The sequence below is a fragment of the Knoellia locipacati genome, assembly GCF_007992835.1.
GTDB classification, from domain to species: Bacteria; Actinomycetota; Actinomycetes; order Actinomycetales; family Dermatophilaceae; genus Knoellia; species Knoellia locipacati.
Genome location: NZ_BKBA01000002.1, coordinates 169,326 through 194,981, shown reverse-complemented (window position 1 = coordinate 194,981; position 25,656 = coordinate 169,326). Strand labels below are relative to the sequence as shown.

General features: G+C 72.8%; 22 protein-coding genes. 18 read left to right on the top strand and 4 right to left on the bottom strand.

The window, feature by feature from the left end:
• The first annotated feature begins 8 nt into the window (after positions 1-8).
• Positions 9-530 carry a T3SS (YopN, CesT) and YbjN peptide-binding chaperone 1 gene (locus KLO01_RS01365; protein ID WP_147061748.1) on the top strand — a complete coding sequence of 174 codons (522 nt, stop codon included), beginning with the start codon at positions 9-11 and terminating at the stop codon, positions 528-530.
• Positions 530-1,324 carry an enoyl-CoA hydratase/isomerase family protein gene (locus KLO01_RS01360; RefSeq protein ID WP_147061747.1) on the top strand — a complete coding sequence of 265 codons (795 nt, stop codon included), beginning with the start codon at positions 530-532 and terminating at the stop codon, positions 1,322-1,324. Before KLO01_RS01365 ends, KLO01_RS01360 begins: the two co-directional genes overlap by 1 nt.
• Before the next feature lie 4 nt (positions 1,325-1,328).
• Here KLO01_RS01360 and KLO01_RS01355 read toward each other — a convergent pair whose 3' ends face one another.
• Positions 1,329-1,943: an HAD family hydrolase gene (locus KLO01_RS01355; RefSeq protein ID WP_147061746.1), complete on the bottom strand. Its 615-nt coding sequence runs from the start codon at positions 1,941-1,943 to the stop codon at positions 1,329-1,331.
• A gap of 222 nt (positions 1,944-2,165) precedes the next feature.
• Here KLO01_RS01355 and KLO01_RS01350 point away from each other — a divergent pair, with 222 nt between their 5' ends.
• From KLO01_RS01350 to KLO01_RS01330, 5 genes are all read left to right on the top strand, one after another.
• Positions 2,166-2,957, top strand: a complete 792-nt coding sequence (locus tag KLO01_RS01350) for an electron transfer flavoprotein subunit beta/FixA family protein (protein ID WP_147061745.1) — start codon at positions 2,166-2,168, stop codon at positions 2,955-2,957.
• A 13-nt stretch (positions 2,958-2,970) separates the two neighbouring features.
• Positions 2,971-3,927 (top strand): electron transfer flavoprotein subunit alpha/FixB family protein, encoded by a 957-nt coding sequence (locus KLO01_RS01345; protein ID WP_147061744.1) that lies wholly within the window; start codon positions 2,971-2,973, stop codon positions 3,925-3,927.
• 123 nt (positions 3,928-4,050) lie between these two features.
• Positions 4,051-5,235, top strand: coding sequence for a cysteine desulfurase family protein (locus tag KLO01_RS01340; protein ID WP_147061743.1), 1,185 nt, complete (start codon positions 4,051-4,053; stop codon positions 5,233-5,235).
• The gene (gene mnmA / locus KLO01_RS01335) at positions 5,235-6,392 is read left to right on the top strand and encodes a tRNA 2-thiouridine(34) synthase MnmA (protein WP_147061742.1); all 1,158 of its coding nucleotides are present in this window, start codon (positions 5,235-5,237) and stop codon (positions 6,390-6,392) included. Before KLO01_RS01340 ends, mnmA begins: the two co-directional genes overlap by 1 nt.
• A 37-nt stretch (positions 6,393-6,429) precedes the next feature.
• On the top strand, positions 6,430-7,404 hold the full coding sequence (locus KLO01_RS01330; protein WP_147061741.1) for a pirin family protein: 975 nt from the start codon (positions 6,430-6,432) through the stop codon (positions 7,402-7,404).
• 44 nt (positions 7,405-7,448) lie between these two features.
• On the opposite strand, the gene pdxR is transcribed toward KLO01_RS01330, so the two are convergent.
• Positions 7,449-8,867 (bottom strand): MocR-like pyridoxine biosynthesis transcription factor PdxR, encoded by a 1,419-nt coding sequence (gene pdxR, locus KLO01_RS01325; RefSeq protein WP_222611904.1) that lies wholly within the window; start codon positions 8,865-8,867, stop codon positions 7,449-7,451.
• A 78-nt stretch (positions 8,868-8,945) separates the two neighbouring features.
• On the opposite strand from pdxR, the gene KLO01_RS01320 reads away from it, so the two are divergent.
• Genes KLO01_RS01320 through KLO01_RS01310 form a run of 3 tightly spaced genes read left to right on the top strand, consistent with a single transcriptional unit; the run spans position 8,946 to position 11,592 of the window.
• Positions 8,946-9,587 carry a pyridoxamine 5'-phosphate oxidase family protein gene (locus tag KLO01_RS01320; RefSeq protein WP_147061739.1) on the top strand — a complete coding sequence of 214 codons (642 nt, stop codon included), beginning with the start codon at positions 8,946-8,948 and terminating at the stop codon, positions 9,585-9,587.
• On the top strand, positions 9,584-10,585 hold the full coding sequence (locus tag KLO01_RS01315; protein WP_147061738.1) for a uroporphyrinogen decarboxylase/cobalamine-independent methonine synthase family protein: 1,002 nt from the start codon (positions 9,584-9,586) through the stop codon (positions 10,583-10,585). Before KLO01_RS01320 ends, KLO01_RS01315 begins: the two co-directional genes overlap by 4 nt.
• Complete coding sequence (locus tag KLO01_RS01310) at positions 10,585-11,592, top strand: DMT family transporter (protein ID WP_147061737.1); 1,008 nt, start codon at positions 10,585-10,587, stop codon at positions 11,590-11,592. Before KLO01_RS01315 ends, KLO01_RS01310 begins: the two co-directional genes overlap by 1 nt.
• Here the strand turns inward: KLO01_RS01310 and KLO01_RS01305 are convergent.
• Together KLO01_RS01305 and KLO01_RS01300 are read right to left on the bottom strand one after the other, a co-directional pair.
• On the bottom strand, positions 11,525-12,022 hold the full coding sequence (locus KLO01_RS01305) for a hypothetical protein (RefSeq protein ID WP_147061736.1): 498 nt from the start codon (positions 12,020-12,022) through the stop codon (positions 11,525-11,527). The two genes, KLO01_RS01310 and KLO01_RS01305, sit on opposite strands and share 68 nt — an antisense overlap.
• Complete coding sequence (locus tag KLO01_RS01300; protein ID WP_147061735.1) at positions 12,019-13,530, bottom strand: long-chain-fatty-acid--CoA ligase; 1,512 nt, start codon at positions 13,528-13,530, stop codon at positions 12,019-12,021. Before KLO01_RS01300 ends, KLO01_RS01305 begins: the two co-directional genes overlap by 4 nt.
• 92 nt (positions 13,531-13,622) lie before the next feature.
• Between KLO01_RS01300 and KLO01_RS01295 the strand changes: the two genes are divergently transcribed.
• The 8 genes from KLO01_RS01295 (at position 13,623) to KLO01_RS01260 (ending at position 25,623) form a co-directional block, all read left to right on the top strand.
• Complete coding sequence (locus KLO01_RS01295) at positions 13,623-14,090, top strand: DinB family protein (RefSeq protein WP_186827870.1); 468 nt, start codon at positions 13,623-13,625, stop codon at positions 14,088-14,090.
• A 62-nt stretch (positions 14,091-14,152) separates the two neighbouring features.
• Positions 14,153-15,649 carry a xanthine dehydrogenase small subunit gene (locus tag KLO01_RS01290; RefSeq protein ID WP_147061733.1) on the top strand — a complete coding sequence of 499 codons (1,497 nt, stop codon included), beginning with the start codon at positions 14,153-14,155 and terminating at the stop codon, positions 15,647-15,649.
• Positions 15,646-18,090 (top strand): xanthine dehydrogenase molybdopterin binding subunit, encoded by a 2,445-nt coding sequence (gene xdhB, locus KLO01_RS01285; RefSeq protein ID WP_147061732.1) that lies wholly within the window; start codon positions 15,646-15,648, stop codon positions 18,088-18,090. The genes KLO01_RS01290 and xdhB overlap by 4 nt, the downstream gene beginning before the upstream one ends.
• A gap of 3 nt (positions 18,091-18,093) precedes the next feature.
• Positions 18,094-18,933 (top strand): xanthine dehydrogenase accessory protein XdhC, encoded by an 840-nt coding sequence (gene xdhC / locus KLO01_RS01280; protein ID WP_147061731.1) that lies wholly within the window; start codon positions 18,094-18,096, stop codon positions 18,931-18,933.
• Between the two features lie 103 nt (positions 18,934-19,036).
• Positions 19,037-20,890, top strand: a complete 1,854-nt coding sequence (locus tag KLO01_RS01275) for a glycosyltransferase (RefSeq protein WP_147061730.1) — start codon at positions 19,037-19,039, stop codon at positions 20,888-20,890.
• On the top strand, positions 20,887-22,209 hold the full coding sequence (locus KLO01_RS01270) for a glycosyltransferase (protein ID WP_147061729.1): 1,323 nt from the start codon (positions 20,887-20,889) through the stop codon (positions 22,207-22,209). Before KLO01_RS01275 ends, KLO01_RS01270 begins: the two co-directional genes overlap by 4 nt.
• A gap of 32 nt (positions 22,210-22,241) precedes the next feature.
• Positions 22,242-24,497: a glycoside hydrolase family 140 protein gene (locus KLO01_RS01265; RefSeq protein ID WP_147061728.1), complete on the top strand. Its 2,256-nt coding sequence runs from the start codon at positions 22,242-22,244 to the stop codon at positions 24,495-24,497.
• A gap of 181 nt (positions 24,498-24,678) precedes the next feature.
• Positions 24,679-25,623: a hypothetical protein gene (locus KLO01_RS01260; RefSeq protein ID WP_147061727.1), complete on the top strand. Its 945-nt coding sequence runs from the start codon at positions 24,679-24,681 to the stop codon at positions 25,621-25,623.
• Positions 25,624-25,656 lie beyond the last annotated feature (33 nt).

The window sequence follows — 25,656 nt, the reverse complement described above, 5'->3', positions numbered from 1 at the left end:
GTGGACTCATGAGTGATCCCACCTCCCTCCCGAACTTCCCGCCGCCGGCGAACGAGCACCCGCTGCGCGGTCGCGTCCTCGACGTCCTCGTCGACGCCGGGGCGCAGCCCAACCTCGACACCGACGGCGACGTGGCCTTCCAGGCCAACGAGCAGACGATCTTCGTGCGGGTCACCGAGGGTGACCTGCCCGTCATGCGCGTCTTCGGCCAGTGGACGCTTCCCGACGAGGTCGCGAGCGACGCCGACAAGGTCTCGGCGACGTGCAACGAGGTCAACCTCTCGCTCAACTGCGTCAAGACCGGCGTCGCCAACAACACCCTCGTCGTCACGAGCGAGCACCTCGTCGTCGAGGGCGCCGACGTCGCGACCCTCGTCCAGGTGAGCACCTCGATCATCCTGTCCGGCGTCCAGCTGTGGCACGAGCGCGCGCTGGGCCTCGAGCCCGGTGCGACCCCGCAGGGGGAGCCGGGCCAGCAGGGCGAGCCGGGCGCCGACGCCAACGGCTCCACGCCGGGCCAGGGCAGCTGATGTCCGAGGTCGTGCGCCTCGAGGTCGAGGACGGCATCGGCGTCATCCGGCTCGACCGGCCGCCGATGAACGCCCTCAACGACGAGGTCCAGCACGGCCTCATCGCGGCCGCGGCCGAGGCCACCGACCGCAAGGACGTCTTCGCCGTCATCGTCTACGGCGGTGAGAAGGTCTTCGCCGCGGGTGTCGACATCAAGCAGATGGCGAGCTGGTCCTACACCGACATGGTCGACCACTCGCACCTCTTCCAGGACTTCACCCGCGCGCTCGCGCGCATCCCGAAGCCCACCGTGGCGGCGATCACCGGCTACGCCCTCGGTGGCGGCTGCGAGGTGACGCTGGCGTGCGACTTCCGGATCGCCGCGAGCAACGCCAAGCTCGGGCAGCCCGAGGTCCTGCTCGGCGTCATCCCGGGCGCCGGCGGCACGCAGCGCCTGGCTCGCCTCATCGGCCCGGGTAGGGCCAAGGACCTCATCTTCACCGGCAGGTTCGTCGACGCCGACGAGGCGCTCGCGATCGGCCTCGTCGACGCCGTCGTCGACCCGGGCGAGCCGGGTTCCGAGGGCGTCCTCACGGCCGCCAAGGAGATGATGAGCCGGTATGCCGGTGGGCCGGCCTACGCGATCCGCGCGGCCAAGGAGGCCATCGACTCCGGTCTCGAGGTCGACCTGCAGAGCGGGCTCGAGATCGAGCGGCTGCTCTTCTCGTCGGTCTTCGCCACCAAGGACCGCGACACCGGCATGCGCTCGTTCCTCGACAAGGGCCCGGGCAAGGCGACGTTCGAGGGCGCCTGACCGGTCAGATCCGGACCGCGGGCTCGACGAGCCCGTCGACGAACTCGCCGAGACCCTCGGCATCCGCGTAGTGGTGCGACCGGATGCCGAGGATCTCGGCGACGGCGATGTTGGTGGCGGACGGGTCGACGTAGGCGATCTCGCTGAACATCAGCTGGTGCCGCAGCGCCATGAGGCTGAAGACGTCCGGGTCGGGCTTGGCCAGCCCGAGGTCGGCGCTGCTCACCGCACCGTCGACCTCGTCGGTGAGCCCGAGGGCGTCGAGGTCGTCGACGAGCCGCGTCGTGGCGTTGGTGAGCAGCATGACGCGCATGCTCGAGCGGGCGCGACGCACGACCTCGAGGACGTCGGTGTCGACGCTGCCCGGCGGCGTCATCCACTCCTCGACCGCGTTTCGGCACCCTTCGCCGTGGGCGCGGACGATGTCCTCGGTGAGGGAGTCGCGCCACGCGCGGTCGTCCAGCGCACCGGTGAGCGCGAGCTCGAACCGTTCGGAGGCTGCGGCCGCCGCCGCCAGGGCACCCTCGGGAAGCCCGTACGCCTTCTCCACCGAGCTGTTGAGCGCGGGGTCCCAGAGGCGCAGGACGCCGTCGAGATCGAGCAGCAGGACGGTGATCACCAGCTCTCCTCCGGGCGCCTCGGGGTGCGTGCGTGTGTGGTGTGTGGGGGGTGTTGAGTCGATCGTCCCTCACCGGGGACGCGGTGTGGGTGAGGGGACCCGACGATCTGTGCCCACCATCACGCCCGGAGGATTCTCCACAGGGCGAGCACCCGGCATACGCTCGTGCGTGGACCTGACCACAAGGCAAGACCCCACCCCAGAGATGAGGACGAGGCACGCATGAACATCGTCGTCTGCGTCAAGTACGTGCCCGACGCACAGTCCGACCGCTCCTTCAACGAGGCCGACAACACCACCGACCGCGAAGGCGTCGAGGGACTGCTGTCCGAGCTCGACGAGTACGCCGTCGAGGAGGCGCTCAAGATCGCCGAGGCCGGCGAGGGCGAGGTCACCGTCGTCACCGTCGGACCGGAGCAGGCCGTCAACGCGGTCAAGAAGGCCCTCCAGATGGGTGCCCACAAGGCGGTCCACGTGAGCGACGAGGCGATCCACGGCTCCGACGCCGCGGCCACCTCGCTCATCCTCGCCGAGGCGGTCAAGAAGGCGGCCGGCGACGGCACCCCCGACCTCGTCATCACCGGCATGTCGTCCACCGACGGTGTCATGGGGGTCGTCCCGGCGATGCTCGCCGAGCGCCTCGGCCTCCCGCAGGTCACCTACGCCTCCGAGCTCACCCTCCACGGCGACAAGGTCTCGATCCGCCGCGACGGCGACGCCGCCTCCGAGACGATCGAGTCGACGCTGCCGGCCCTGGTCTCGGTCACCGACCAGATCAACGAGCCGCGCTACCCCTCGTTCAAGGGGATCATGGCCGCCAAGAAGAAGCCGGTCGAGACCTGGTCGCTCGCCGACCTCGGCGTCGACGCCGGCCGCGTGGGTCTGGATGCCGCGTGGACCAAGGTGACCTCGTTCGCCAAGCGCCCGCCGCGTGAGCAGGGCCAGCTCGTCACCGACGAGGGCGACGGTGGCACCAAGCTCGCCGAGTTCCTGTCCGCCCAGAAGTTCCTCTGAGGAGTACGCACCCATGGCTGAAGTTCTCGTCCTCGTCGACCACGCCGGCGGCAAGATCCGCAAGGCGACCGCCGAGCTGCTGACCATCGCCCGTCGTCTCGGGGAGCCCTCCGCGGTCTACATCGGCCCCAACGCCGAGACCGCCCAGGTGACCCTCGCGAAGTACGGCGCCCACAAGGTCTACGTCTACGACGACCCGGACGCGCTCGAGTACCTCGTCGCGCCGCAGACCGAGATCCTCGCGGCGCTCGTCGAGAAGACCTCCCCGCTGGCCGTGCTCATCCCGAGCAACGCCGCCGGCAAGGAGATCGCCGCCCGTCTCGCGATCCGCACCGAGTCCGGTGTCATCACCGACGCCGTCGACGTCACCGCCGGTGGCGAGGGCGTCGAGACGACGCAGTCGGTCTTCGCCGGCTCCTACACCGTGAAGTCGACGGTCACCACGGCCACCGCCATCGTCGCGGTCAAGCCCAACTCGGTCGCCATCGAGCCCGCCCCGGCCGCCGGCGAGGTCGAGAAGGTCGACGTCACGCTCTCCGACGCCGCCAAGGCGGTCCGGATCGTCGAGTCCAAGCCGAAGGAGGCCACCGGCCGTCCCGAGCTCACCGAGGCGGCGATCGTCGTGTCCGGTGGTCGTGGCACCGGCGGCGACTTCGGCCCGGTCGAGCAGTTCGCCGACAGCCTCGGTGCCGCCGTGGGCGCCTCGCGCGCCGCCGTCGACGCCGGCTGGTACCCGCACAGCAACCAGGTCGGCCAGACCGGCAAGCAGGTCTCGCCGCAGCTCTACGTCGCGGCGGGCATCTCCGGTGCGATCCAGCACCGCGCCGGCATGCAGACGTCCAAGACGATCATCGCGGTCAACAAGGACGAGGAGGCCCCGATCTTCGAGCTCGTCGACTTCGGTGTCGTCGGTGATCTCTTCACCGTCCTGCCGCAGGCGACCGAGGCCGTCAAGAAGGCGAAGGGCTGACCCACCCCCGCACAACAACGACTTATTGCCCGTTCGGGCGCGTTGTCGGCACCACGCGCCTGTGCTGGGAGCCGCCCGAACGGGCAATAAGTCGTTCAGGGGGCAGGAACGTAGAATCGGCTGGTGAGCGCGTACTTGGACCATGCCGCGACCACTCCCATGCGGGAGTCGGCGCGCGAGGCCTGGACCGAGCAGGCCCGTCGCGGTGGGAACGCCTCCTCCCTGCACACCTCCGGCCGCGCCGCCCGCGCCGTCGTCGAGGAGTCGCGCGAGCAGATCGCCGACGCGCTCGGCGCCCGTCCGTCCGAGGTCGTCTTCACCTCCGGCGGCACCGAGGCCGACAACCTCGCGGTCAAGGGCACGTATGCCGCCCGCCTGCGGTCCGTGGGCGCCTCCCGTCTCGTGGCGAGCGGGATCGAGCACCACGCCGTCCTCGACCCGGTCCAGCACCTCGTGCGGCGTCAGGGGGCCGAGGTCACCTGGCTCGAGCCGGACCGCTGCGGCCACGTCTCCGTCGAGGACCTGCGTGGCGTCCTCGCGTCGGGTGGCGCCGACGACGTCGCGCTCGTCAGTGTCATGTGGGCCAACAACGAGGTGGGCACGGTGCAGCCGGTGGCCGACCTCGCCGCCGCCGCCCGCGAGGCGGGCGTGCCCTTCCACACCGACGCCGTGCAGGCGGTCGGACAGCTCGCCGTGGACTTCGCCGCCAGTGGCGCCGACCTCATGACCGTGTCGGCGCACAAGGTCGGGGGGCCGGTCGGCGTGGGTGCGCTCGTGGCCCGGCGCGACGCCAAGCTCGTGCCGCTGGCGCACGGCGGCGGCCAGGAGCGCCAGGTGCGCTCGGGCACGCTGGACGCGGCCGGCATACGGGCGTTTGCCGTGGCCCTCACCGAGGCGGTCGCCGAGCGCGAGTCCGCCGCCGCCCGGCTGACCGCGCTGCGCGACTCCCTCATCGAGGGCGCTCTGGGGCTGGACCTCGGCATCACGGTGAGCGGGTGCTGGACGGCGGGGGACGCGACCAGCCGCCTGCCCGGCAACGCGCACCTGCTCGTCCCGGGGTGCGAGGGCGACTCGCTGCTCTACCTGCTCGACGCTGCCGGTGTCGAGTGCTCCACGGGGTCCGCCTGCCAGGCCGGTGTGCCCCAGCCCAGCCACGTGCTCCTCGCGATGGGCTACCCCGAGGTCGAGGCCCGGGGCGCGCTGCGTCTCTCGCTCGGCCACACCTCGACCGGCGCCGACGTCGAGGCCTTCCTCTCCGCCCTGCCCGGTGTCGTGGAGCGGGCCCGCCGCGCGAGCGGGGCAGCCTGATGCGCGTCGTCGCGGCCATGAGCGGTGGGGTCGACTCCGCCGTTGCCGCGGCTCGGATGCTCGACGCCGGCCACGATGTCGTCGGCGTGCACCTGGCTTTGTCGCGCTCGGCGGCGACCCTGCGCGAGTCGTCCCGCGGGTGCTGCACGATCGAGGACGCCGGCGACGCCCGCCGCGTCGCCGACCGGCTCGGAATCCCGTTCTACGTCTGGGACATGGCGGAGCGCTTCCAGCGTGACGTCATGGACGACTTCGTCGCGGAGTACGCCGCGGGACGCACCCCCAACCCGTGCCTGCGCTGCAACGAGTCGATCAAGTTCACGGCGCTGCTCGACCGGGCCGTCGCCCTCGGGTTCGACGCCGTCGCCACGGGTCACTACGCGCAGGTCGTCGAGCGCGTCGGGTCCGGGGGCGCCACGGTGCGCGAGCTGCACCGTGCCGTGGACCCCGACAAGGACCAGTCCTACGTGCTCGGGGTGCTCGACGCCGAGCAGCTGTCGCGCGCGTTCTTCCCGCTCGGCGACACGACGAAGCCGCGCATCCGCGAGGAGGCCGCCGCCCGCGGGTTCTCCATCGCCAAGAAGCCCGACTCCTACGACATCTGCTTCATCCCCGACGGTGACACCCGCGGCTGGCTGACCTCCCGGCTGGGGGAGCGGCCCGGCGAGATCGTCGACGCCACGAGCGGGGAGGTCGTCGGGTCGCACCGGGGTTCGTACGGCTTCACCGTCGGCCAGCGGCGCGGGCTCGGGCTCGACCGCTCGGCCCAGGACGGCGACCCGCGCTACGTCGTCGGGGTCGACGCACCCACCAACCGTGTGCTCATCGGCACCGCGGACCTTCTGGGGGTCGACCTGCTCAGGGCCGACCACGCCCGCTGGTGCGGTGCCGCACCCGTCGACGAAATCAGGGTCGGCGCGCAGGTGCGGGCCCACGGCGAGGAGGTGCCCGCGTGGGCGCGGGTCGACGAGAGCGACCCCGAGGTCGTCCACGTGCGGCTCGACTCGCGGCTGCGGGGGGTGGCGCCGGGCCAGTCGGTCGTGCTCTACGACGGCACGCGGGTCGTCGGGTCGGCCACCATCGCCGCAACCGGTCTCGCGGGTCGGACCCCCTCAGGAATAGTTGAGGATTCAATGACGCTGACACGGAGGACCTAAACCCCGACCCCGGGGCCGCCGAGCGAAGGAGCCCGTCATGCCTGCTGTGACCGTCGACAACGTCCTCACCCTGCCGCGCGTCGAGGAGCCGGTGAGTAGCGCGGTGAGCCGCCCCGTCCGCTCCGTGACGACGGCGCCCCAGGGCTTCGAGGGCGAGGGCTTCCCCGTCCGTCGCGCCTTCGCCGGCGTCGACCTCGCCGCCCTCGACCCGTTCATCCACATGGACCAGATGGGTGAGGTGGACTACGCACCCGGTGAGCCCAAGGGCACCCCGTGGCACCCGCACCGTGGGTTCGAGACGGTGACCTACATCATCGACGGCACCTTCGTGCACCGGGACTCGAACGGTGGTGGCGGACAGATCACCGACGGCGACACCCAGTGGATGACCGCGGGCTCGGGTCTGCTGCACATCGAGACCCCGCCCGAGTCGCTCGTCATGAGTGGCGGCCTCTTCCACGGCCTCCAGCTCTGGGTCAACCTCCCCAGCACGATGAAGATGTCCCCGCCCCGCTACCAGGACATCCGTGGTGGCGAGGTGGCGCTGCTCTCGAGCCCCGACGGCGGAGCGCTCCTGCGGGTCATCGCCGGGGAGCTCGACGGCCACGCCGGACCCGGCATCACGCACACCCCCATCAGCATCGTCCACGCCACCGTGGCTCCCGGCGCCCGCGTCCGGCTGCCGTGGAACCCGAGCCACAATGCCCTCGTCTACGTCCTCAACGGGCGCGGCACCGTGGGGCCCGACCGGCGCCCCCTGCGGATGGGCCAGCTCGCCGTGCTCGGTGCCGGTGACGTCATCGAGGTCGGCGCCGACGACAGCCAGGAGAGCCGCAGCCCCGCCCTGGACCTCTACATCATGGGTGGACGGCCGATCCGAGAGCCGGTCGCGGCCTACGGACCGTTCGTCATGAACACCCGCGCCGAGCTCATGCAGGCGTTCGAGGACTTCCAGGCCGGACGCCTCGGCACCATCCCGTCCGAGCCGCACCCGGGCCACGACGTCCTCTGACGCCGTACGCCGGCGTATGCCGGGTGGTCGGCTGCGCCTGCGCCTCAGGTGAGTCCTCGGGCCAGCGCGCGGACGGCGACGTCGGCGCGCGACTCGGGCAGGCCGGCATACCCGATGACGAGACCACGACGCTCGGACTCCACGGCATAGGCGGACAGGGGGTTGACCGAGACCCCGTGGCGCAGGAGGGACATCGCGACCTCGTGGTCGTCGACGTCGTCGCCGAGGAGCAGGACGAGGTGGAGCCCGGCGTCGACCCCGCTGAGGCGGTGGTCCGGGAGGTGGCGGGCGAGGGCGGCGACCAGCCGGGCACGGCGGCCGGCATACATCCGTGCGGCTCGCGCGTGGTGCGCCGCGAGGGAGCCGTTCGCGATGAACTCGGCGACCGCCTCACCGGTCATCTCGTTGACGAGCAGGCCGCGACGGTCGAGCTCGGTGCGGATCCGGTCGCGCAGGTGGCGCGGGGGAGCGATCCACGAGACGCGCAGGGTCGGGACGAGGATCTTGGAGGCCGTGCCCATGTAGAGCACGTGGTCGTCGGCGCCCTCGAGCGAGCGCAGCGCCGGCAGCGGTGAGACGTCGTAGCGGAACTCGCCGTCGTAGTCGTCCTCGATGACCACGGCACCCGTGCTCCGGGCCCAGTCGAGCAGGGCGGTGCGCCGGACGACGGGCATACGGGCGCCGAGGGGGTACTGGTGCGAGGGCGTGACGTAGACGGCTGCATCGGTCCGGCGCAGCATGGCCGGGTCGAGCCCGTCGTCGTCGACGGGCAGCGCACGTACGCGAGAACCGTTGTCCGAGAATGCCGTCCACGCCTCGACGTAGCCGGGATCCTCGACGACGACGGTGCGCCCGTGCAGTCCGAGTGCGGTGGGCAGGGCTTGCACCGTCGCGCTGACGCCGGGCGTGATGAGGAGGTCGTCCGGGTCGAGGGCGATGCCCCGGCTGCGACGGATGTGGTCGGCGAGCACCTGGCGCAGGCGGGTGTGCGGCGGGCCGGAACTGAGGTCGTTGGTGGGGACCATCGAGGCCGCGTGCCGCCACGCCCGCCGCCAGGCCGCCTGGTCGAGGAACCCGATGTCGGGTCGCCCCGGCCTGAGGTCGAAGCGCACCTCGTGCCGTGCGGGCGCTGCCGGCACCGTGGGGCAGGGTGCCATCGGCTCGACGGACGACAGCGCACCAGCGCGGGCCGCGCGGTCCGCCCCCTCCGCGACCACCGCTCCCGACCCGGCGCGGGTCTCGATGAAACCGGCCGACGCCAGCTCGTCGTAGGCCGCGACGACCGGTCCGCGGGAGACCTCGAGCTCGGTGGCGAGGACCCGCGTCGACGGGAGCGGGTCACCGGGGCGCAGGCGCCCCTCGCGCAGCTCGGTGACGACCGCGTCGGCGATCCGGTGGCGCAGCGGCCGGTCGCCGGTGTCGAGGGTGAGCGGCAGGCCGACCGGGCGGGGTGAACGAGGCACGGGATCCAGAATACTGGTCCTGGAGTTGGGTCGATAGTGGTTCTGGATCGAGGTCCACTTGCGGTCGATCATGGACCCATGACCGATCTGGCCCTGCACCGGCACAAGGAGCGTGGCAGCAGCGAGCGCGCCACCCTCGACGCGATCCTCGACGACGTCCTGGCGGGCACGCTGAGCACCGTCGTCGACGGGGAGCCGTGGGTCGTGCCCATGCTCTTCGCCCGGCAGGGCGACCGCATCCTGCTCCACGGCTCGACCGGGGCGGGCGCCCTGCGCCACGTCGCGGCCGGTGCGCCCGCGGCCCTCGCGGTCGTCGCCGTCGACGCGCTCGTCGTCGGGCACACGACCTTCGACTCCTCGGCGAACTACCGCTCGGCCGTCGTCCACGGCTCGCTCACCCCGCTGCCCGACGACGAGCGCGCCGAGGCTCTCGACGCCCTGTCGGAGCGGATCCTCCCGGGCCGCAGCGCCGAGGTGCGGCCGATGACCCGTCAGGAGATGGCCAAGACGCTCGTCATGTCGATGCCCATCACTCCGGGTCGATTCCTCGCCAAGACGCGGACCGGCACCGCGAGCCCGCCCGACGAGGTCACGCAGGCCTGGCACGGGATCGTCGAGCTGCGGACCGTGGCGCTCGACCCCGACCCCGCGCCGACGTCGGGCGCCGCCGAGGTCCCACGGTCGGTGCGCGACTTCGCAGGTGCGAGAGTTCTCGCGTGACACACGTATCCGGAGTCGGTTCCTGGCCGGGGGAGTCGGCGCGCGAGGCCGTGGTCACGGTGCGCGACCTGCTCACCGACGCCGACGGCCTCGGCCTGCCCTACCTGCCCGAGCTGCCCTCACGCGGACCCGGCGCCGACATCATCGGCCGGTCCGCCGCCCTGCTCGCCGACCTCGCGGTCGACCTCCAGCCCTCCGGCTGGCGCTTCACCGACCGCCCGGGGCGCGACCAGTCCCGCGCGCGGTCGTTCTGGCGCCAGGACCTCGACGAGCTGGCGGAGGCCTACGACGGGTATGCCGGCCCGCTCAAGATCCAGGTCGCCGGGCCGTGGACGCTCGCGGCGTCGATCGAGCTCAACCGCGGCGAGCGGTCCGTCACCGACGAGGGGGCGAGGCGCGACCTCGTCGCCTCCCTCGCCGAGGGGGTCCGCCAGCACGTCGCCGAGGTCCAGCGCCTCGTGCCCGGTGCCGTCATCACGGTCCAGCTCGACGAGCCGTCGGTGCTGTCCGTGCTCCGTGGCGAGCTGCCCACCGCCTCCGGCTATGGCCGCCTCCGCGCGGTCGACCGCGCGGAGGTGGCACGCGGCATACGGGAGGTCCGTGAGGCGCACGACGGTGACGTCGTCCTGCACTCGTGCCACCCGTCCGCCCCCGTGGACCTGCTCGCCACGACCGGGGTCACCGCCCTCGCGCTCGACCTCACCGACGCGTCACCGCAGCGCTGGGAGTCGATCGCCGCCGCCGTCGAGTCCGGGACCCGTCTCTGGGCCGGGGTCGTGCCGACCACTGCGCCGGGCTCGTCCGCGGACGCCGTCCGGCTGGCCACGGCACGCGTCACCGAGGGGTTCGGCCGCGTCGGACTGCCCACCTCGGCGCTCGCGGACGTCACCGTCACGCCGACCTGCGGGCTGCCCGCACTCACACCGAGAGGTGCCGTCGACGTTCAACGGGTGGCCGTCGCGACCGCGCGAGAGCTCACCGAGAAGGAGCAGGACTGATGTCACCCGTACCCAGGGTCCCGTGGCAGGCGAAGTACCTCGCCCTCGTCCTCATCTGGGGCTCGAGCTTCCTCCTCATGAAGGTCGGGCTCGAGTCGCTCTCGGCGGTGCAGATCGCCGCGCTGCGCCTCGTCACGGGTGCCGCGACCATCCTCACCCTGCTGTGGATGCGCGGCGGCTCGCTGCCGCGGGAGCGGTGGGTCTGGGGACACCTCGTCGTCACCGGACTCCTCCTCGGCACGATCCCCTTCACGCTCTTCGCGCTGTCCGAGACGCGGGTCAGCTCGGCCCTCGCCGGCATCGGCAACGCCACGACGCCGATCGCGACCGTGCTCGCCACGATGGCCTTCCTGCCGGGTGCGCGCGCGACGCGGTCGAAGGTCGTCGCGGTCGTCGTGGGCTTCGTCGGCGTCGTGACGATCATGCAGCCCTGGACCTCGGCCCGGCCCGACCTCGTCGGCTTCGGCATGGCCCTGGCCGGTGGGGTCTGCTACGGCATCGGCTGGACCTACAACCGCCGCTTCCTCGCCCGCGCCGACCTCGGTGGGCTGAGCCAGCCGGCCGCGACGCTGCTCATGGGGTGCCTGCTCATGCTCCCCGTCGCCCTCGTGTGGGGGGCGTTCCAGCCAGGCGGGGTCTCGTCGGTCTGGGCCTACGACCGCGCACGTCTGGGGACCTCGGCGATCGAGGCCGGCAGCGACGGCGGCGGCTGGGCCTGGCTGCCGCTGCTGTGCATCCTCGCGCTCGGCATCGTCGGGACGGGCGCGGCCTACATCCTCCAGTTCGACGTCGTGCGCGGCGCCGGCCCGGTGGTCGGCTCGACGATCACCTATCTCATCCCGATCGTCTCGGTGCTGCTCGGCGTGCTCGTCCTCGGGGAGAACCTCGGGGTCTGGGAGGTCGTCGGCTTCGTCATCGTCCTCACGGCCGCCGCGGTGATCAACGCCCCGGCGCGACGGGTGGCCACACCGGCACCCGAGGTGGAAGCGGCCGCTCCGCGCGCCTGACCCGCAGCGCCACGACGATGGTGGCGACGGCGAGGGCCACGACGGCGAGGGTCCCGCCGACGAGCACGAGCGAGGAGCGGGTGGTGTCGACGCCGGGAGTGCCCGGACTCGGCTGCACGATGCCAAGGACCAGCCCCGGCGCCGTCATCAGCGTGGCGGCCCCCGCGAGGATGCCGACGACGAGGAGCCACTCGCCGGCGCCGGGACGACGCCGGGCGAGCTTGACGAGCGCCACCACCGCGCAGGCACCGAACGCGAGCGCAGGGACGGCGAGGACGAGACCGAACAGCCCGACGTAGCCGTGCGGGTCCGCGGCGATGTCGTTCGGGTCCGCGGTCCAGGCCGCGATGCTCTGCACGAAGAAGCCCACGACGGGCAGCAGCCACAACGCTGCGCACACCGCCGCGACGCCCCTCGTGCCCCGGCTCACGGCGCCGTCGGAGCCTTGACCTCGCGACGGAGGATCTTGCCCGTCGGACCCTTGGGGAGCTCGTCGAGCAGCCAGACCGACCGGGGGTACTTGTAGGCCGCGATCCGCTCCTTGGTGAACGCGATGATGTCCTCGGGCGTCGCCGTCGAACCCTCGCGCAGCGCCACACCGGCGCCGACCTGCTCGCCGAGGAGGTCGTCCGGGACGGCCACGACGGCGACCTCGAGGACGTCGGGGTGCTGGTAGATGACCTCCTCGACCTCGCGTGGGTACACGTTCATGCCGCCGCGCAGGATCATGTCCTTCTTGCGGTCGACGATGGTGAAGTAGCCCTCGTCGTCCTGCGTGGCGAGGTCGCCGGTGCGGAACCAGCCGTCGGGGATCGCCTCGGCCGTCGCCTCGGGGTTGCCCCAGTAGCCCTTCATGACGTTGTCGCCGCGGATCGCGATCTCGCCGACCTCGCCGTGCGCGACCTCGGTGCCGTCGAGGTCGACGACGCGCATCTCGCACCCGGGGATGGCCAGGCCGATGGTGCCGGGCTTGCGCTCGCGCCCGGGCAGGTTGAACGACGCCACCGGCGAGGTCTCGGACAGGCCGTAGCCCTCGAGGATGACGCAGCCGAACTTCTCCTCGAAGGCCTTCATGACCTCGAGCGGCATCGCCGACCCACCCGAGGCGCAGGTCCGCAGCGAGGACGCGTCGAGCGAGTCGGAGTCCGGGTGGTTGAGGATCGCGGCATACATCGTCGGCACGCCCTGCATCACCGTGACCTTCTCGTCGCCGATGACCTTGATCGCGGCGGCCGGGTCGAAGCGGGGGATGAGCGCCAGCGAGGCTCCGACGCGGACGGCGGCGTTGAGCCCGACGACGAGCCCGAAGACGTGGAAGAGCGGGAGGCAGCCCATGATGACGTCGTCGGGGGTGATCTCCTGAATGACCTCGGCGCAGCGCATCGCGTTGAGGTTGATGTTGTCGTGGGTCAGCTCGGCGCCCTTGGGGCGGCCCGTCGTGCCGGACGTGTAGAGGATGATCGCGGTGTCGTCGCCCTCGCGCTCGGTCGGCTCGGCGATCGGGTCCCCGTCGGTGAGGACGCCCTCGACGGGACCCATCGGGCCGCACTCGACGATGGTCGTCCCGGAGGTGACGGCACCCTTGGTGGCCTCGTCGACGAAGTCCGGCCAGACGAAGGCGACCTTGGCGCCGGAGTTGGTGAAGAAGAAGTCGATCTCGCCCGCCTTGAGCAGCGGGTTCATCGGGACGACGACGCCACCGGCGAGGAGCGTGGCGAAGAACGCGACGGGGAAGGCCGGCACGTTGGGCAGGATGAGGGCGACCCGGTCACCGGGCTCGATCCCGCTGGCGCGCAACGACCCTGCGAGCTTCGCGGCGAGGCCGTGCAGCTGCTCGTAGCTGATGTCCTGCCCACCCATCTTGATCGCCGGCCGCTCGGGCATCGAGGTGGCGGTGCGGACGAGGTTCGAGGCGAGGTTGGACTCTGCACTGCCCATGGGTACTGGCTCCTTTGCCGTGACGGGGTCGTCGCCATTGTGGTCTGCCGGACCGCCGTGTGGGGAGTGCTCCACCTGAAAGACTCCTGAGCGTGATCACACCGGACTCCTACCTCACCTTCTGCGACGAGGCCCTCGACGCGTATGCCGTCGTCGTGCGCGAGCTGGGCGACCGTCTCGTCAACGCCTCGGTCCCGTCCCTCGAGGGGTCGAACTCGGCGTTCGTCCTCGTGTCCCACGTCGTGGGGGTGATGGGCCGGTGGGGTCGCACGGTCAACCGGGGCATCGTCGTCCCTCGCGACCGCGACGCGGAGTTCACGGCGACGGGCACGGCCGACGAGGCGCTCGCGCTGCTCGAGCTCGGCCGGGCCCGGTTGCACGAGGACGTGCGGGCCTGCGACCCGGCGGCCGCTCCGGTGAGCCCGCCCGTGGGACGGGACGGCACGGCATACGCCACACAGGGCGACGTGCTCCTGCACGTCTACGAGGAGCTCGCACAGCACCTCGGTCAGCTCGAGGTGACGCGCGACGTCCTGCTGGCCGGGCACCTGCGGCGCTGACGGCGCAGGAGGGGCTGCGCTTGCCCCGGTGCGCGCAGGAGCCGTGGTTAGGATCGGCGATCATGACGACCACGGCGCCCACGGAGGCCGGGGCGGCCTTCCTCACCGTCAACGGCACGCCGGTGCCGCTGGGCGACACCACGACGCCGCACACGACGACCCTCGACTGGCTGCGCGACCGCGGCCTCACCGGGTCCAAGGAGGGGTGCGCCGAGGGTGAGTGCGGCGCGTGCGCCGTACTCGTCGCCCGGCCGTCAGGTGACGGGGGCACGAGCACCGAGTGGGTCGCCGTGAACTCGTGCCTCGTGCCGGTCGGCGCCCTCGACGGCCAGGAGGTCGTCACGGCGGAGGGGCTCGGCACACCGGAGCAGCTCCACCCGGTGCAGCGCGAGCTGGCCGACCGTGGCGGCTCGCAGTGCGGCTACTGCACGCCCGGGTTCGTATGCGCGATGGCGGCGGAGTTCTACCGCGCCGGCCGCGGGGAGCGCGCCGGCCACGCCGAGGAAGGGACCGGTGAGCACGCAGGACCGTGCGGGCCCAACGGTTTCGAGCTGCACGCGGTCTCGGGCAACCTCTGCCGGTGCACGGGCTACCGGCCGATCCGTGACGCCGCCTACGCCCTGGGTGAGCCGGATGAGTCCGACCCGCTCGCGCAGCGTCGCCGGGCACGGCCCACGCCGGCCCGGCACACCCGGCTCCTCGGGGACGGTGCCGAGCTCGTGCGGCCGGTCGACCTGGCCGAGGCGTTGGTGCTGCTCGCCGAGCGGCCTGACGCGCTCCTGCTCGCCGGTTCGACCGATGTCGGCGTGGAGGTCAACCTCAGGGGCGCACGGCCGCGGCTCCTCGTCGCCGTCGACCGGCTGTCCGAGCTGCGGGACCTCGAGGTCGGCGACGACGAGGTCCGGATCGGTGCGGGCCTCACCCTCACCGAGGTCGAGCGTGGCCTGGCCGGTCGTGTGCCACTGCTGGCGCAGCTCTTCCCGCAGTTCGCCTCACCGCTCATCCGCAACGGTGCCACTCTCGGCGGCAACCTCGGCACCGCCTCACCGATCGGCGACGCCGCGCCCGTCCTGCTCGCTCTCGACGCGGCGCTCGTCCTCGCGTCCTCGGAGGGTGAACGGGTGGTCGACCTCGCCGACTACTTCACGGGGTACCGCGAGAGCGTCCGGCGTCCGGGGGAGCTCATCCGCGAGGTCCGGATCCCGCTGCCCCTGGCCGGGACCACCGCGTTCCACAAGGTCGCCAAGCGCCGGGTCGACGACATCTCCAGCGTGGCGCTCGCCCACGCGCTCGACGTCGTCGACGGCACCGTGACGCGGGCGCGGATCGGTCTCGGTGGCGTGGCTCCCACGCCGGTCCGGGCGCTGCGCACCGAGTCGGCCCTCGTCGACCGGCCCTGGACCCGCGAGACCGTCGAGGAGGTCGCCGGCGTCCTCGCGGCCGAGGGCACGCCGCTGACGGACCACCGCGCGAGTGCCGCCTACCGCAGCGCGATGCTCGGCCAGTCCCTCCTCCGCCTGTATGCCGAGCAGCCGCGAGCGTCGAAGGAGCAGCCGTGAGCCGGCTCTCGCAACGGCCCGACGACGCCGTCGTCGGCCGGGCCCTGCGGCACGAGTCCGCCGACCTGCACGTCACGGGGCGGGCCCTCTACACCGACGACCTGCACCCTCGCACCAAGGACGTGCTGCACGCGTGGCCGGTCCAGGCGCCGCACGCGCACGCCCTCGTGACCGACCTGCGCGTCGCACCGGCGCTCGAGGTGCCGGGCGTCGTCCGGGTGCTCACGGCGCAGGACGTGCCCGGCACCAACGACGGCGGGATCAAGGGCGACGAGCCGCTCTTCCCGAGCGAGGTGTGCTTCCACGGACAGGCGGTCTGCTGGGTCCTCGGCGAGACGGCCGAGGCTGCCCGCCGCGGCGCCCTCGCCGTCGAGGTCGACTACGACGCCCTGCCGTCGACCCTCACCCTCGCCGAGGCGATCGCGGCAGAGAGCTTCCAGGGCGCCCAGCCCACCGTGCAGCGCGGCGACGCACCGTCCGCGCTCGAGCGGGCGGCGCACGTCTTCCACGGCGAGACCGAGATGGCGGGCCAGGAGCACTTCTACCTCGAGACGAACGCCGCCCTGGCGCGCGTGGAGGACGACGGCCGCGTCTTCGTCGAGAGCAGCACCCAGCACCCGACCGAGACGCAGGAGATCGTCGCTCACGTGCTCGGCCTGCAGAGCCACGAGGTCACCGTCCAGTGCCTGCGCATGGGCGGCGGCTTCGGTGGCAAGGAGATGCAGCCGCACGCGTATGCCGCCGTCGCCGCCCTCGGTGCGCGGCTCACCGGGCGTCCGGTCCGGCTGCGGCTCAACCGGACCCACGACCTCACGATGACGGGGAAGCGGCACGGCTTCCACGCCAGGTGGCGCGTCGGCTTCGACGACGAGGGCCACCTCCTGGCGCTCGAGGCGACGCTCACCTCCGACGGCGGGTGGAGCCTGGACCTCTCCGAGCCGGTGCTCGCGCGGGCGCTGTGCCACGTCGACAACGCCTACTGGATCCCCGACGTCCGCCTGACCGGCCGGGTGGCCCGGACCCACAAGACGTCGCAGACCGCCTTCCGCGGGTTCGGTGGACCCCAGGGGATGCTCGTCATCGAGGACGTCCTCGGCCGCTGCGCACCCCTGCTCGGCATCGAGCCGCACGAGCTGCGCCGGCGCAACTTCTACGTCGACGGACAGACCACGCCCTACGGCCAGGTCATCACACAGGCCGACCGGGTGCGCCGGGCCTGGGACCAGGTGGCCACGGACGGTGACCTCGACCGTCGCCGTGCCGAGGTCGCGGAGTTCAACTCCACCCACGAGCACGCGAGGCGGGCGATCGCCGTGACGCCGGTGAAGTTCGGGATCTCCTTCAACCTCACCGCCTTCAACCAGGCCGGTGCCCTCGTGCACGTCTACAAGGACGGGTCCGTCCTCGTCACTCACGGCGGCACCGAGATGGGCCAGGGGCTGCACACGAAGATGCTGCAGGTCGCGGCGACGACGCTGGGGGTCCCCCTGCAGCTCGTGCGGCTCGCGCCGACCCGCACGGACAAGGTGCCCAACACGTCGGCCACCGCGGCCTCGTCAGGGGCCGACCTCAACGGCGGAGCGGTCAAGGATGCGTGCGAGCAGATCCTCGACCGGCTGGCCCAGGTGGCGGGGGAGCGGCTGCAGGTGCCGGCCGCGGCCGTACGCGTCGTCGACGGCGTCGTCGTGGCGGAGGGCACGGACGAGACGCTCTCCTGGGCCGAGCTCGTGCACACGGCCTACTTCGCGCGCACGCAGCTCTTCGCCGCCGGCTACTACCGGACCGAGGGCCTGCACTGGGACTCGAGCGTCATGCAGGGCAGCCCGTTCAAGTACTTCGCGCACGGGGTCGCCGCGACCGAGGTAGAGGTCGATGCCTTCACCGGCGCCCACCGCACGCTTCGGGTCGACATCGTCCACGACGTCGGGGACAGCCTCTCGCCCCTCGTCGACGTCGGCCAGATCGAGGGAGGCTTCGTCCAGGGGGCCGGCTGGCTCACCCTCGAGGACCTGCGGTGGGACACGGGTGACGGCGCGGGCCGCGGCCGACTGGCGACGGCCTCGGCGAGCACCTACAAGCTCCCGAGCATCGCCGACCTGCCCGAGGTCCTCAACGTCACCCTGCTCTCCCGGGCCCATGAGGAGGGCGCGGTCTACGGCTCGAAGGCCGTCGGCGAGCCTCCCCTCATGCTGGCCCTGTCGGTGCGCGAGGCGCTGCGCCAGGCCTGTGCGGCGTTCGGGGCGTCGGGCACGAGCGTCGACCTCCCGAGCCCAGCCACCCCGGAGGCCGTCTTCTGGGCGCTGCAGGAGGCGCGCACCGGCGCGCGAGCGCAGGGTCACGTCGACCCCGGCGCCGGTCCGACGCCCGCGCTGCCGGACCCCGACGCGCCCGAGCGGCGTCCCGAGTCCGAGGTCGCCGTCGACGACCTCGCCGGAGCCTGAGCCATGCGCTGGCTGCGGGCGGTCGAGCACCTGAGGAGGACCCGGGAGCCCGGCGTGCTCGTCACCGTCACGTCGGTGCGAGGACACACGCCCCGAGAGGCCGGGGCCAAGATGGTGGTCGGCCGGACACGGACGTGGGACACCGTCGGCGGGGGCAACCTCGAGGCGGTCGCGGTGGCACGCGCCCGCGAGATGATCGCCGAAGGCCTGCACGACCCCGAGACGCTCACGTCCTCGCTGTCCGACAGGGCGCCCTTCGAGCACGCGATGCAGTGCTGCGGTGGGGAGGTCGAGCTCCTCCTCGAACCGCTCCACGTGCCGCCGGTCGTGGCGATCTTCGGGATGGGGCACGTGGGGCACGAGCTGGCCCGCATCCTCGCGCGGCACGACGTGGACCTGCACCTCGTCGACAGCCGACCGGAGGCGCTGACCGAGGACTCGCTCGCCGGCCTCGCTGACGCGGACGCCCGGGTCCACGTCCACCGGGTGCCCGTCCTGCCCGAGCTCGTCCTGGGCGAGCTGCCACCCGGCGCGCACGTGCTCGTCATGACCCACGACCACGCCGAGGACGCCGCCCTCGTCGACGCGGCCCTGCGCACCCGGGGCATCGGCGAGATCGGGCTCATCGGCTCGCGTGCCAAGTGGGTGCGGCTGCGCCACCGGCTCGTGACCGAGGGCGGCCTGGGTGAGGAGGACCTCGCCCGCGTCGTCACACCGATCGGCCTGCCGGCCCTCGTCGGCAAGGAGCCGGCGACCATCGCGCTGAGCGTCGCGGCCGACCTGGTCATCCGGTGGAGCCGCGAGGGGCAGGCCCTGCCGGTGACGGCTCGAGAGCCTCGCTGAGCGGCACGCGAGACGCCCAGGGCGGTGGGGCACGGCATACGGGAGATCGAGAAAGCCCAGACGTGTAGAAGGTTTGTCCAAGGTCTCGACCTACGATGAAGACGTGGACGTCACCTGTGCAACGACGACGCTCGACCTGCTCGACGAGGTGCGGACGGCTCCGACGCTGCTCGCGGGGATCGAGCTCTTCGACGCGCTGGCCGACGAGGTCCGCAGGTGCGGGGACGACGCGGAGAGCGCGCTCGCGGAGGCGCTCGCGGACGAGCGCGACCAGCTCACCGCCATCGCCGCCGTCCACGCCGCTGCGGCCGGTGGTCCGTCGATGGCGCAGCGACTCGTGGTGCCGCTCCTCGGCTGCGAGGTCGCCCACCTGCGCGAGCACGCGGCGTGGGCGCTGCGGTCGTGCCCGCCCCTGCCGGACGCCCTTCCTCAGCTGCACGCCATGGCGGGCACCGGTGGCTTCACCGGCGTGCTCGCCGAGGCGACGCTCGAGGCGTGGGGGTTCGGTGACGAGGACGACGTCGTCACCGGACCGGTGCCGCAGGCGGAGGTCGGCCGGGGCCTCACCGTGGCGCAGCTCTTCCTCCACGCGGACATCGACGGGAGCCTGCAGCAGAGCGGCAAGGGCGACACCGGTGGCATCGCCACCCTCCTCGTCCACCTCGGGGACGCGCTCGTCGAGGACCCGAGGGTCGAGCGCGTCGTGACCCTCTCGCGCAGCCGGGCCGACGGCCGCCTGCCCGACGACCTGACGTCACCGGGGCACCACTACGTCGGTGTGCCGCTGCCGGGTCCGGTCCGCTCCGCCGCCGAGGCGTGGCCGCTCCGGGTGCCGGTGCGCGCAGGCCTGCGCCGCGCCCTCAGGGCGGCTGCGCCGGTCGACGTCCTCCACCTGCGCATGGCCGACGTCGGCTCGTGGGTCGCGGCCGACGTCGCGAGGGAGCTGGGCATCCCGACGGTCCTCACCCTCGCTCCCGACCCGCACGCCCTCGTCGCCGCCCGGGAGGCGTCGGGATCGCTGACCCGGAGCGACTTCGGTGCGGCGGACCTCGTCGAGCACCTCGTCTTCCGGGTGCGGCTCCTGCGCGACCTGGCCGGTGGCGCGGCAGGCCTGGTCGCCTTCCCCCGAACCCACTTCGAGCGCGACCTGCGGACGCTGCTGCACATCGACCCCGACGAGCGCTCGGTCGTCGTCGTCCCCGAGGGGATCGACCTCGGACCGCTCGACCGCGCTGCCGAGCAGGTCGCGGCCGCAGCGCAGGGCCTGCCGGTCCCCTCCGGCACCACCCGGGCGCTGGGCGAGCTCGACACCCTCCTCGCGACGTTGCCGCCCGAGCGCCGGGGGCTTCCCCTCGCCGTCACCGTGGGCCGGATGCACCGCGTCAAGGGGATGGCGACCCTCGTGCAGGCCTGGGCTGACGAGCCGGCGTTCGCGACGCGGTGCAACCTGCTCGTGGTCGGCGGGGACCTCGACGACCCGTCGGGCGACGAGGCCGAGCAGCTGGCGCTCATCGACCGTGCCGTGCCCGGCGACACGTCCGCCGAGCGAGGGCTGCTCCTCGCCGGCCACCGCCCCAACGGCACGGTCGCCACGTGGCTGGCCGCCGTGCAGGCCGGTCGTCCGGGCCTGTGCGCACCCGGTGGGGTCTACGTCTCGGCAAGCCTCAAGGAGGAGTTCGGCATCGCCATCCTCGAGGCCCTCGCGTCCGGACTCGTCGTCGTGGCACCGCAGGAGGGAGGGCCCGCGACCTACGTCGACGACGGGGTGACCGGGTTCCTCGTCGACACGACGTCCCCGACCCGCCTCGCGGCCGCGGTGGTCTCAGCCCTCGACCTCGCGTCGGGGCCGGACGCCTCCGTGCGCGCCGAGAAGGCGAGGGCCGCCGTCGCCCACGACTTCGGCATCGCCACCATGGCCACGAGCCTCGCGCGTGTCTACGCGGAGGTCGCCCGGTGACGCTGCTCGTCATCAGCCCGGACTACGCCTCCCACCTCCTGCCGCTCGCCACGCTGGCGACCGCGTGGGCCGACGCGGGGGAGCGCGTCGTCGTCGCGACCGGCCCGGCGACCGACTCGATCGTGCGCAGGTTCGGCTTCGCCCGCGAGGACCTGCGCCTGGGCCGCGGGTCCAACCCGGGCGTCATCCGGGCCGAGGACCAGCCGCGGGGCGAGGACGACGCGCTGCGTGGCTTCTTCGCGGCCACCCGGCGCGGTGCCGTCCCGACCCTGGCCTTCCAGGCCGCGGCCCGCCGCGACGACCTGCTGTGGAACCCCCTGCAGGTCGCCCGGGAGGTGCGCGACGTCGTCGACAGGGTGCGTCCCGACCACGTCGTCGTCGACCACCTCGCGTTCGGAGCGCGACTCGGGCTGGTGGGCACGGGTGTGGCGCACGCCGACGTCGTGCTCGGTCACCCGTCGGCGCTCACCGTGGGCGACGAGGTCTACGGCTGCCCGCCGGCCTGGCCGAGCCGGCTGCACCCGGACCCGGGGGCGCTGGCCGACCTCCGACGTCGGTGCGAGGACGTGCGCGACGCCTTCACCGAGCAGTGGAACACCGTGCTCGCCGCGCTCGACCCGTCCGCGACGGCCAGCGAGGACGCCTTCGCGGAGACGGGCGACGTGCTGCTGCTCAACTACCCGACCGAACTGCACCCCCCGGAGCGGACGGCGCTGCTGCCACGGCACGCCTTCCTGGGGTCGGCGGTCCGCACCGAGGAGCCCGACACCGAGGTCGAGGAGTGGCTGGCCCGTGACGGGGCGCCCGTGGTCTACGTGAGCCTCGGGAGCTTCCTCTCGGTGCGCTCGGACGTCCTGGCGCGGGTCGCCGAGGCGCTGCGCGGGCTCGACGTCCGGGTGGCCCTCGCCTCCGGCTCCACCTCCCCGGAGGCGCTCGGACCGGTCCCTGACACGTGGCTGGTCCGGGCCGAGCTTCCCCAGGTCACCGTGCTGGGCCGGGCCTGCCTCGCGGTCTCCCACGGAGGCAACAACAGTGTCACCGAGGCCCTGACCGCCGGGGTTCCGATGCTCGTGCTGCCGTTCTCCACCGACCAGTTCGCCGGCGCCGCCGCACTCGAGGATGCCGGGCTGGCCGAGGCCCTCGACCCCAACGAGGCCTCCCCCGAGGGGCTGCGAGCCGCCGTCCGTGACCTGCTGGCACCGGAGCGGAGGCGACGGCTGGACAGCCTGTCCGCGGACCTGCGGCGGGTGCCCGGTGCGGTGCGCGCACGTCGCGCGCTGGTGCCGGCCGCGCCGGATCCCATCACTTCGAGTCACTGACCCCGCTGGTCCCCGGGGCGTAGCCTTCGCGAATGGCGCCCCGAAGAGCTCCCTGGCTCGCCGTCCTCCTCGTCCTGACGATGTTCGTCTCGGCCTGCGGGGGGAGCGCCGGACCCTCGTCCGCGCAGGTGCCCATCCCGGCAGCCGTCCCGGGGGCGGTGTCGGCCAACGCGACGTTCCCGCTCACGGTAGGCACCGACCGCAAGCACCTGGTCGACGCCGCCAAGCAGCCCTTCCTCATGGTCGGGGACGCCCCCTGGTCGCTCATCGCCGAGCCGACCCGGGCACAGGCGAGCCAGTACCTCCGGACCCGGCGTGCGCAGGGCTTCAACACGATCCTCGTGAGCCTGCTCGAGCACCAGTACGCCACCAACGCCCCGGCGAACGCCGCCGGTGCCCGGCCGTTCACGGGAGCCGCGTTCGGCACCCCCAACGAGGCGTACTTCACCCACGCCGACGCCGTCCTCGCCGAGGCGGCCTCGCTCGGCTTCCTCGTGCTCCTCACACCGGCATACGCCGGCTTCAACGGCGGTTCCGAGGGCTGGTACCAGGAGATGAAGGCGGCCGGCGCGACCAAGCTCAGGGCGTGGGGCCAGTACGTCGGTCGCCGCTACGCCGCCAACGACCACATCATGTGGGTGGAGGGCGGGGACTACGACGTGCCCGACCAGAGCCTCGTCGACGCCATCGCGGAGGGGATCGCGAGTGTCGACCCCGTCGCGCTGCAGACCTACCACGCCAGCCGTGGAGTGCGGGTGGCCGACCGCTGGGGCTCGAAGACCTGGCTCGACGTGGACTCGGTCTACACCGACTCCGAGGTCCTGCCGCAGATCCGCCAGTCCTACAGCACCTCGCCGCGCCCCTTCTTCCACATCGAGTCCTACTACGAGAACGAGAACGGCCTCACCAACCGGGTCCTGCGCCGCCAGGCCTGGCAGGCGACGCTCGGCGGGTCGTCCGGTCACATCTTCGGCAACGACCCGATGTGGAGCTTCGGGGCCAAGAACGGCACCGGTGCGGCCAGCTGGCAGCAGCAGCTGTCCTCGCAGGGCGCCAGGTCGATGTCGCAGCTGGCCGTGGTGCTCGGTGGCGTCAGCTGGGGAACGATGGTCCCGGACACGAGCCAGCGGCTGCTCAAGGGGTCCAGTGCCCGGGGCGACGATCCTGTCGCGATGTATGCCGCGGGGACGGGAGAGGCGGTTGTCTACCTGCCGCGCGGTGGTGCCGTCAGCCTCGACCTGTCGGTCCTCGGCGGGACCTCGGCGAGCCTGACCTGGGCCGACCCCTCCTCGACCCGTCAGGTGAGTGCCGGCACGAAGCCGACGCAGGGCGGTCCGGTGAGCATCACGGCCCCGGGCGCGAACGACGACGGTGACGCCGACTGGGTGCTCGTCGTCCGACGGGCCGGCGGCACACCGGGCACCCCGGGCACGCAGACCGGGACCCCGGCCTCGACCTTCGGGTGCCAGCCGGCGTTCGGCGCGATCTCGGCCACCGGCGGGCTCGGCAGGTACATGGCGCTCGCCAACAACGTCACCGCCACGCCCGCGGCCTTCGCCATCGCCACCCACACCGGTGTGACGACGATGTCGAGCACGACGCACACCTCCTTCGCCAGCGGCTACCAGTACTTCCGCACGCTCGGGGTCAAGGGAGGGGCGCTGAGCCACCTCATGACGTCCTACCCCAACAGCAACACCTCGCAGCGGACGACGACGGTCCGGACCTACGGCTCGGGCTGGGGCGGGTTCACCCGGCTCGTCGACGCGTCCGACCGGGCGACCGCCGTGACCAAGAGCGGCTACCTCTACGCCCTCAACCCGACGACGGGCACGCTGGCGCGCTACTCGGTGGTCGAGGGCCGCAGCTTCGGCGACCTCACGGTGCGCTCGGCCGGGACCTCGGCCGGGTGGACGAGCTTCCGCGGCCTCACCCTGCAGTACCGCTACCGCGCCGGGTCGACCGGCGCGGCCGACGTCCTCTACGCCACGACGTCGCGTGGCGCGCTCTACCAGGTGACCGCGCCAAACACGGCGACCTTCGCCCCGAAGCTCACCCTCGTGCGCTCCTCCTCGTGGACGTTCGACCAGCTCGCGACCGTCGGCTGCGGCAGCCGGTCGGCCCTGCTGGGCATCCGGACCGGCGCGGACCAGGCCTTCCTCTACCGCGTCGACTCGTATGCCGGCACGTCCAGCGTGATCCGCGGCTTCGGCCAGCTGGGGTCGACCTGGGCCGCGGCGCACACGGCCGGCGCCTGGGACTCCCTGCTCGGACCCGCCCGCCGCTGAGCCGCCTTCGGCTGAGCGCTGGTCGCCCACGCGGTGGGTCGTGACCCGATGCATGACCGGCCCGGTCATGCCCTCCTGCGGCCGGGCCGGGTTCCGGGTGCTGCGCGAGGGCGCCGGGATGCCCTATCTTTTCGCCCCGGGGGTGCACAGGGTGCCCACATCGCTCGCCGGGGAGAAGCCCATGTCCGTCCGTCACCGCCTGGCCGTCGTCGTCGCGGCTGCAGCCGTCCTCTCGGGGGCGCTCGTCGGCACCGCCGGTCCGGCCTCCGCCGGTCCGCCCGCGAGCACCTTCGGGTGCCAGCCGACGTTCGCGACGCTCGACCCCGCGGGCTCCCTCGACGAGCGGATCGCCGTCCACGAGAACGTCACCGCGACTCCGTGGACCGACGGCGTCGCGCACCACTCCGGGGTGTCGACGATGTCGAGCATGTCGTCGACCCACCTCGAGAGCTCGGACCGGTGGTACTTCCGCTCCCTCATGGTCAGGAACGGCTCGCTGACGCACGCGATGACCTCCTACCCGAACGGCAACCCCGAGCTGCGCTCGACCACCCTGCGCCAGTACGGCCGGGGCTGGGCACCGGTCACCCGGCTCGTCGACGCCACCGACCGCGGCACCGCCGTGACGAAGAACGGCTACCTCTACGCGCTCAACCCGACGGCCGGGACGCTGGCGCGCTACCGCGTCGTCGAGGGCCGGAGCTTCGGTGACCTCACCGTCACCTCGGCGGGCAGTGCGGCGGGCTACGGCGGCTTCCGGGGGCTCACCCTCGCGTACCGCCTCCGCGCAGGGTATGCCGGCGTCGCTGATGTCCTGCTCGCCACCACGAGGGCCGGCGCGCTGTACCAGATCACCATCTCGAACACGGCTGCCTACGCGCCGAAGCTCACGCTCCTGCGCGCATCGAGCTGGACGTTCGACCAGCTCGCGGTCGTGCAGTGCGACAGTTCCGCGGCCCTCCTGGGTGTCCGCACCGCGACCGACGAGGCCTCCCTCTACCGGGTCGACTCGTTCGCCGGGACGTCCAGCGTCATCCGTGGCTATGGGCGGTTCGGCACCGCGCCGTGGACGGCCACCTCCACGGTGGGGTCCTGGTACGGGATGTCGGGGCCGTCCCGCTGGTGACGGCGAGGGCTCGGGTCGACGACCCCGAGCCGG

Bases quoted from the DNA above. Each gene is read 5' to 3' on its own strand.
- KLO01_RS01365 (WP_147061748.1), top strand. From the start codon at position 9: ATGAGTGATCCCACCTCCCTCCCGAACTTCCCGCCGCCGGCGAACGAG.
- KLO01_RS01360 (WP_147061747.1), top strand. From the start codon at position 530: ATGTCCGAGGTCGTGCGCCTCGAGGTCGAGGACGGCATCGGCGTCATC.
- KLO01_RS01350 (WP_147061745.1), top strand. From the start codon at position 2,166: ATGAACATCGTCGTCTGCGTCAAGTACGTGCCCGACGCACAGTCCGAC.
- KLO01_RS01345 (WP_147061744.1), top strand. From the start codon at position 2,971: ATGGCTGAAGTTCTCGTCCTCGTCGACCACGCCGGCGGCAAGATCCGC.
- mnmA (WP_147061742.1), top strand. From the start codon at position 5,235: ATGCGCGTCGTCGCGGCCATGAGCGGTGGGGTCGACTCCGCCGTTGCC.
- KLO01_RS01330 (WP_147061741.1), top strand. From the start codon at position 6,430: ATGCCTGCTGTGACCGTCGACAACGTCCTCACCCTGCCGCGCGTCGAG.
- KLO01_RS01320 (WP_147061739.1), top strand. From the start codon at position 8,946: ATGACCGATCTGGCCCTGCACCGGCACAAGGAGCGTGGCAGCAGCGAG.
- KLO01_RS01310 (WP_147061737.1), top strand. From the start codon at position 10,585: ATGTCACCCGTACCCAGGGTCCCGTGGCAGGCGAAGTACCTCGCCCTC.
- KLO01_RS01300 (WP_147061735.1), bottom strand. From the start codon at position 13,530: ATGGGCAGTGCAGAGTCCAACCTCGCCTCGAACCTCGTCCGCACCGCC.
- KLO01_RS01290 (WP_147061733.1), top strand. From the start codon at position 14,153: ATGACGACCACGGCGCCCACGGAGGCCGGGGCGGCCTTCCTCACCGTC.
- xdhC (WP_147061731.1), top strand. From the start codon at position 18,094: ATGCGCTGGCTGCGGGCGGTCGAGCACCTGAGGAGGACCCGGGAGCCC.
- KLO01_RS01265 (WP_147061728.1), top strand. From the start codon at position 22,242: ATGGCGCCCCGAAGAGCTCCCTGGCTCGCCGTCCTCCTCGTCCTGACG.
- KLO01_RS01260 (WP_147061727.1), top strand. From the start codon at position 24,679: ATGTCCGTCCGTCACCGCCTGGCCGTCGTCGTCGCGGCTGCAGCCGTC.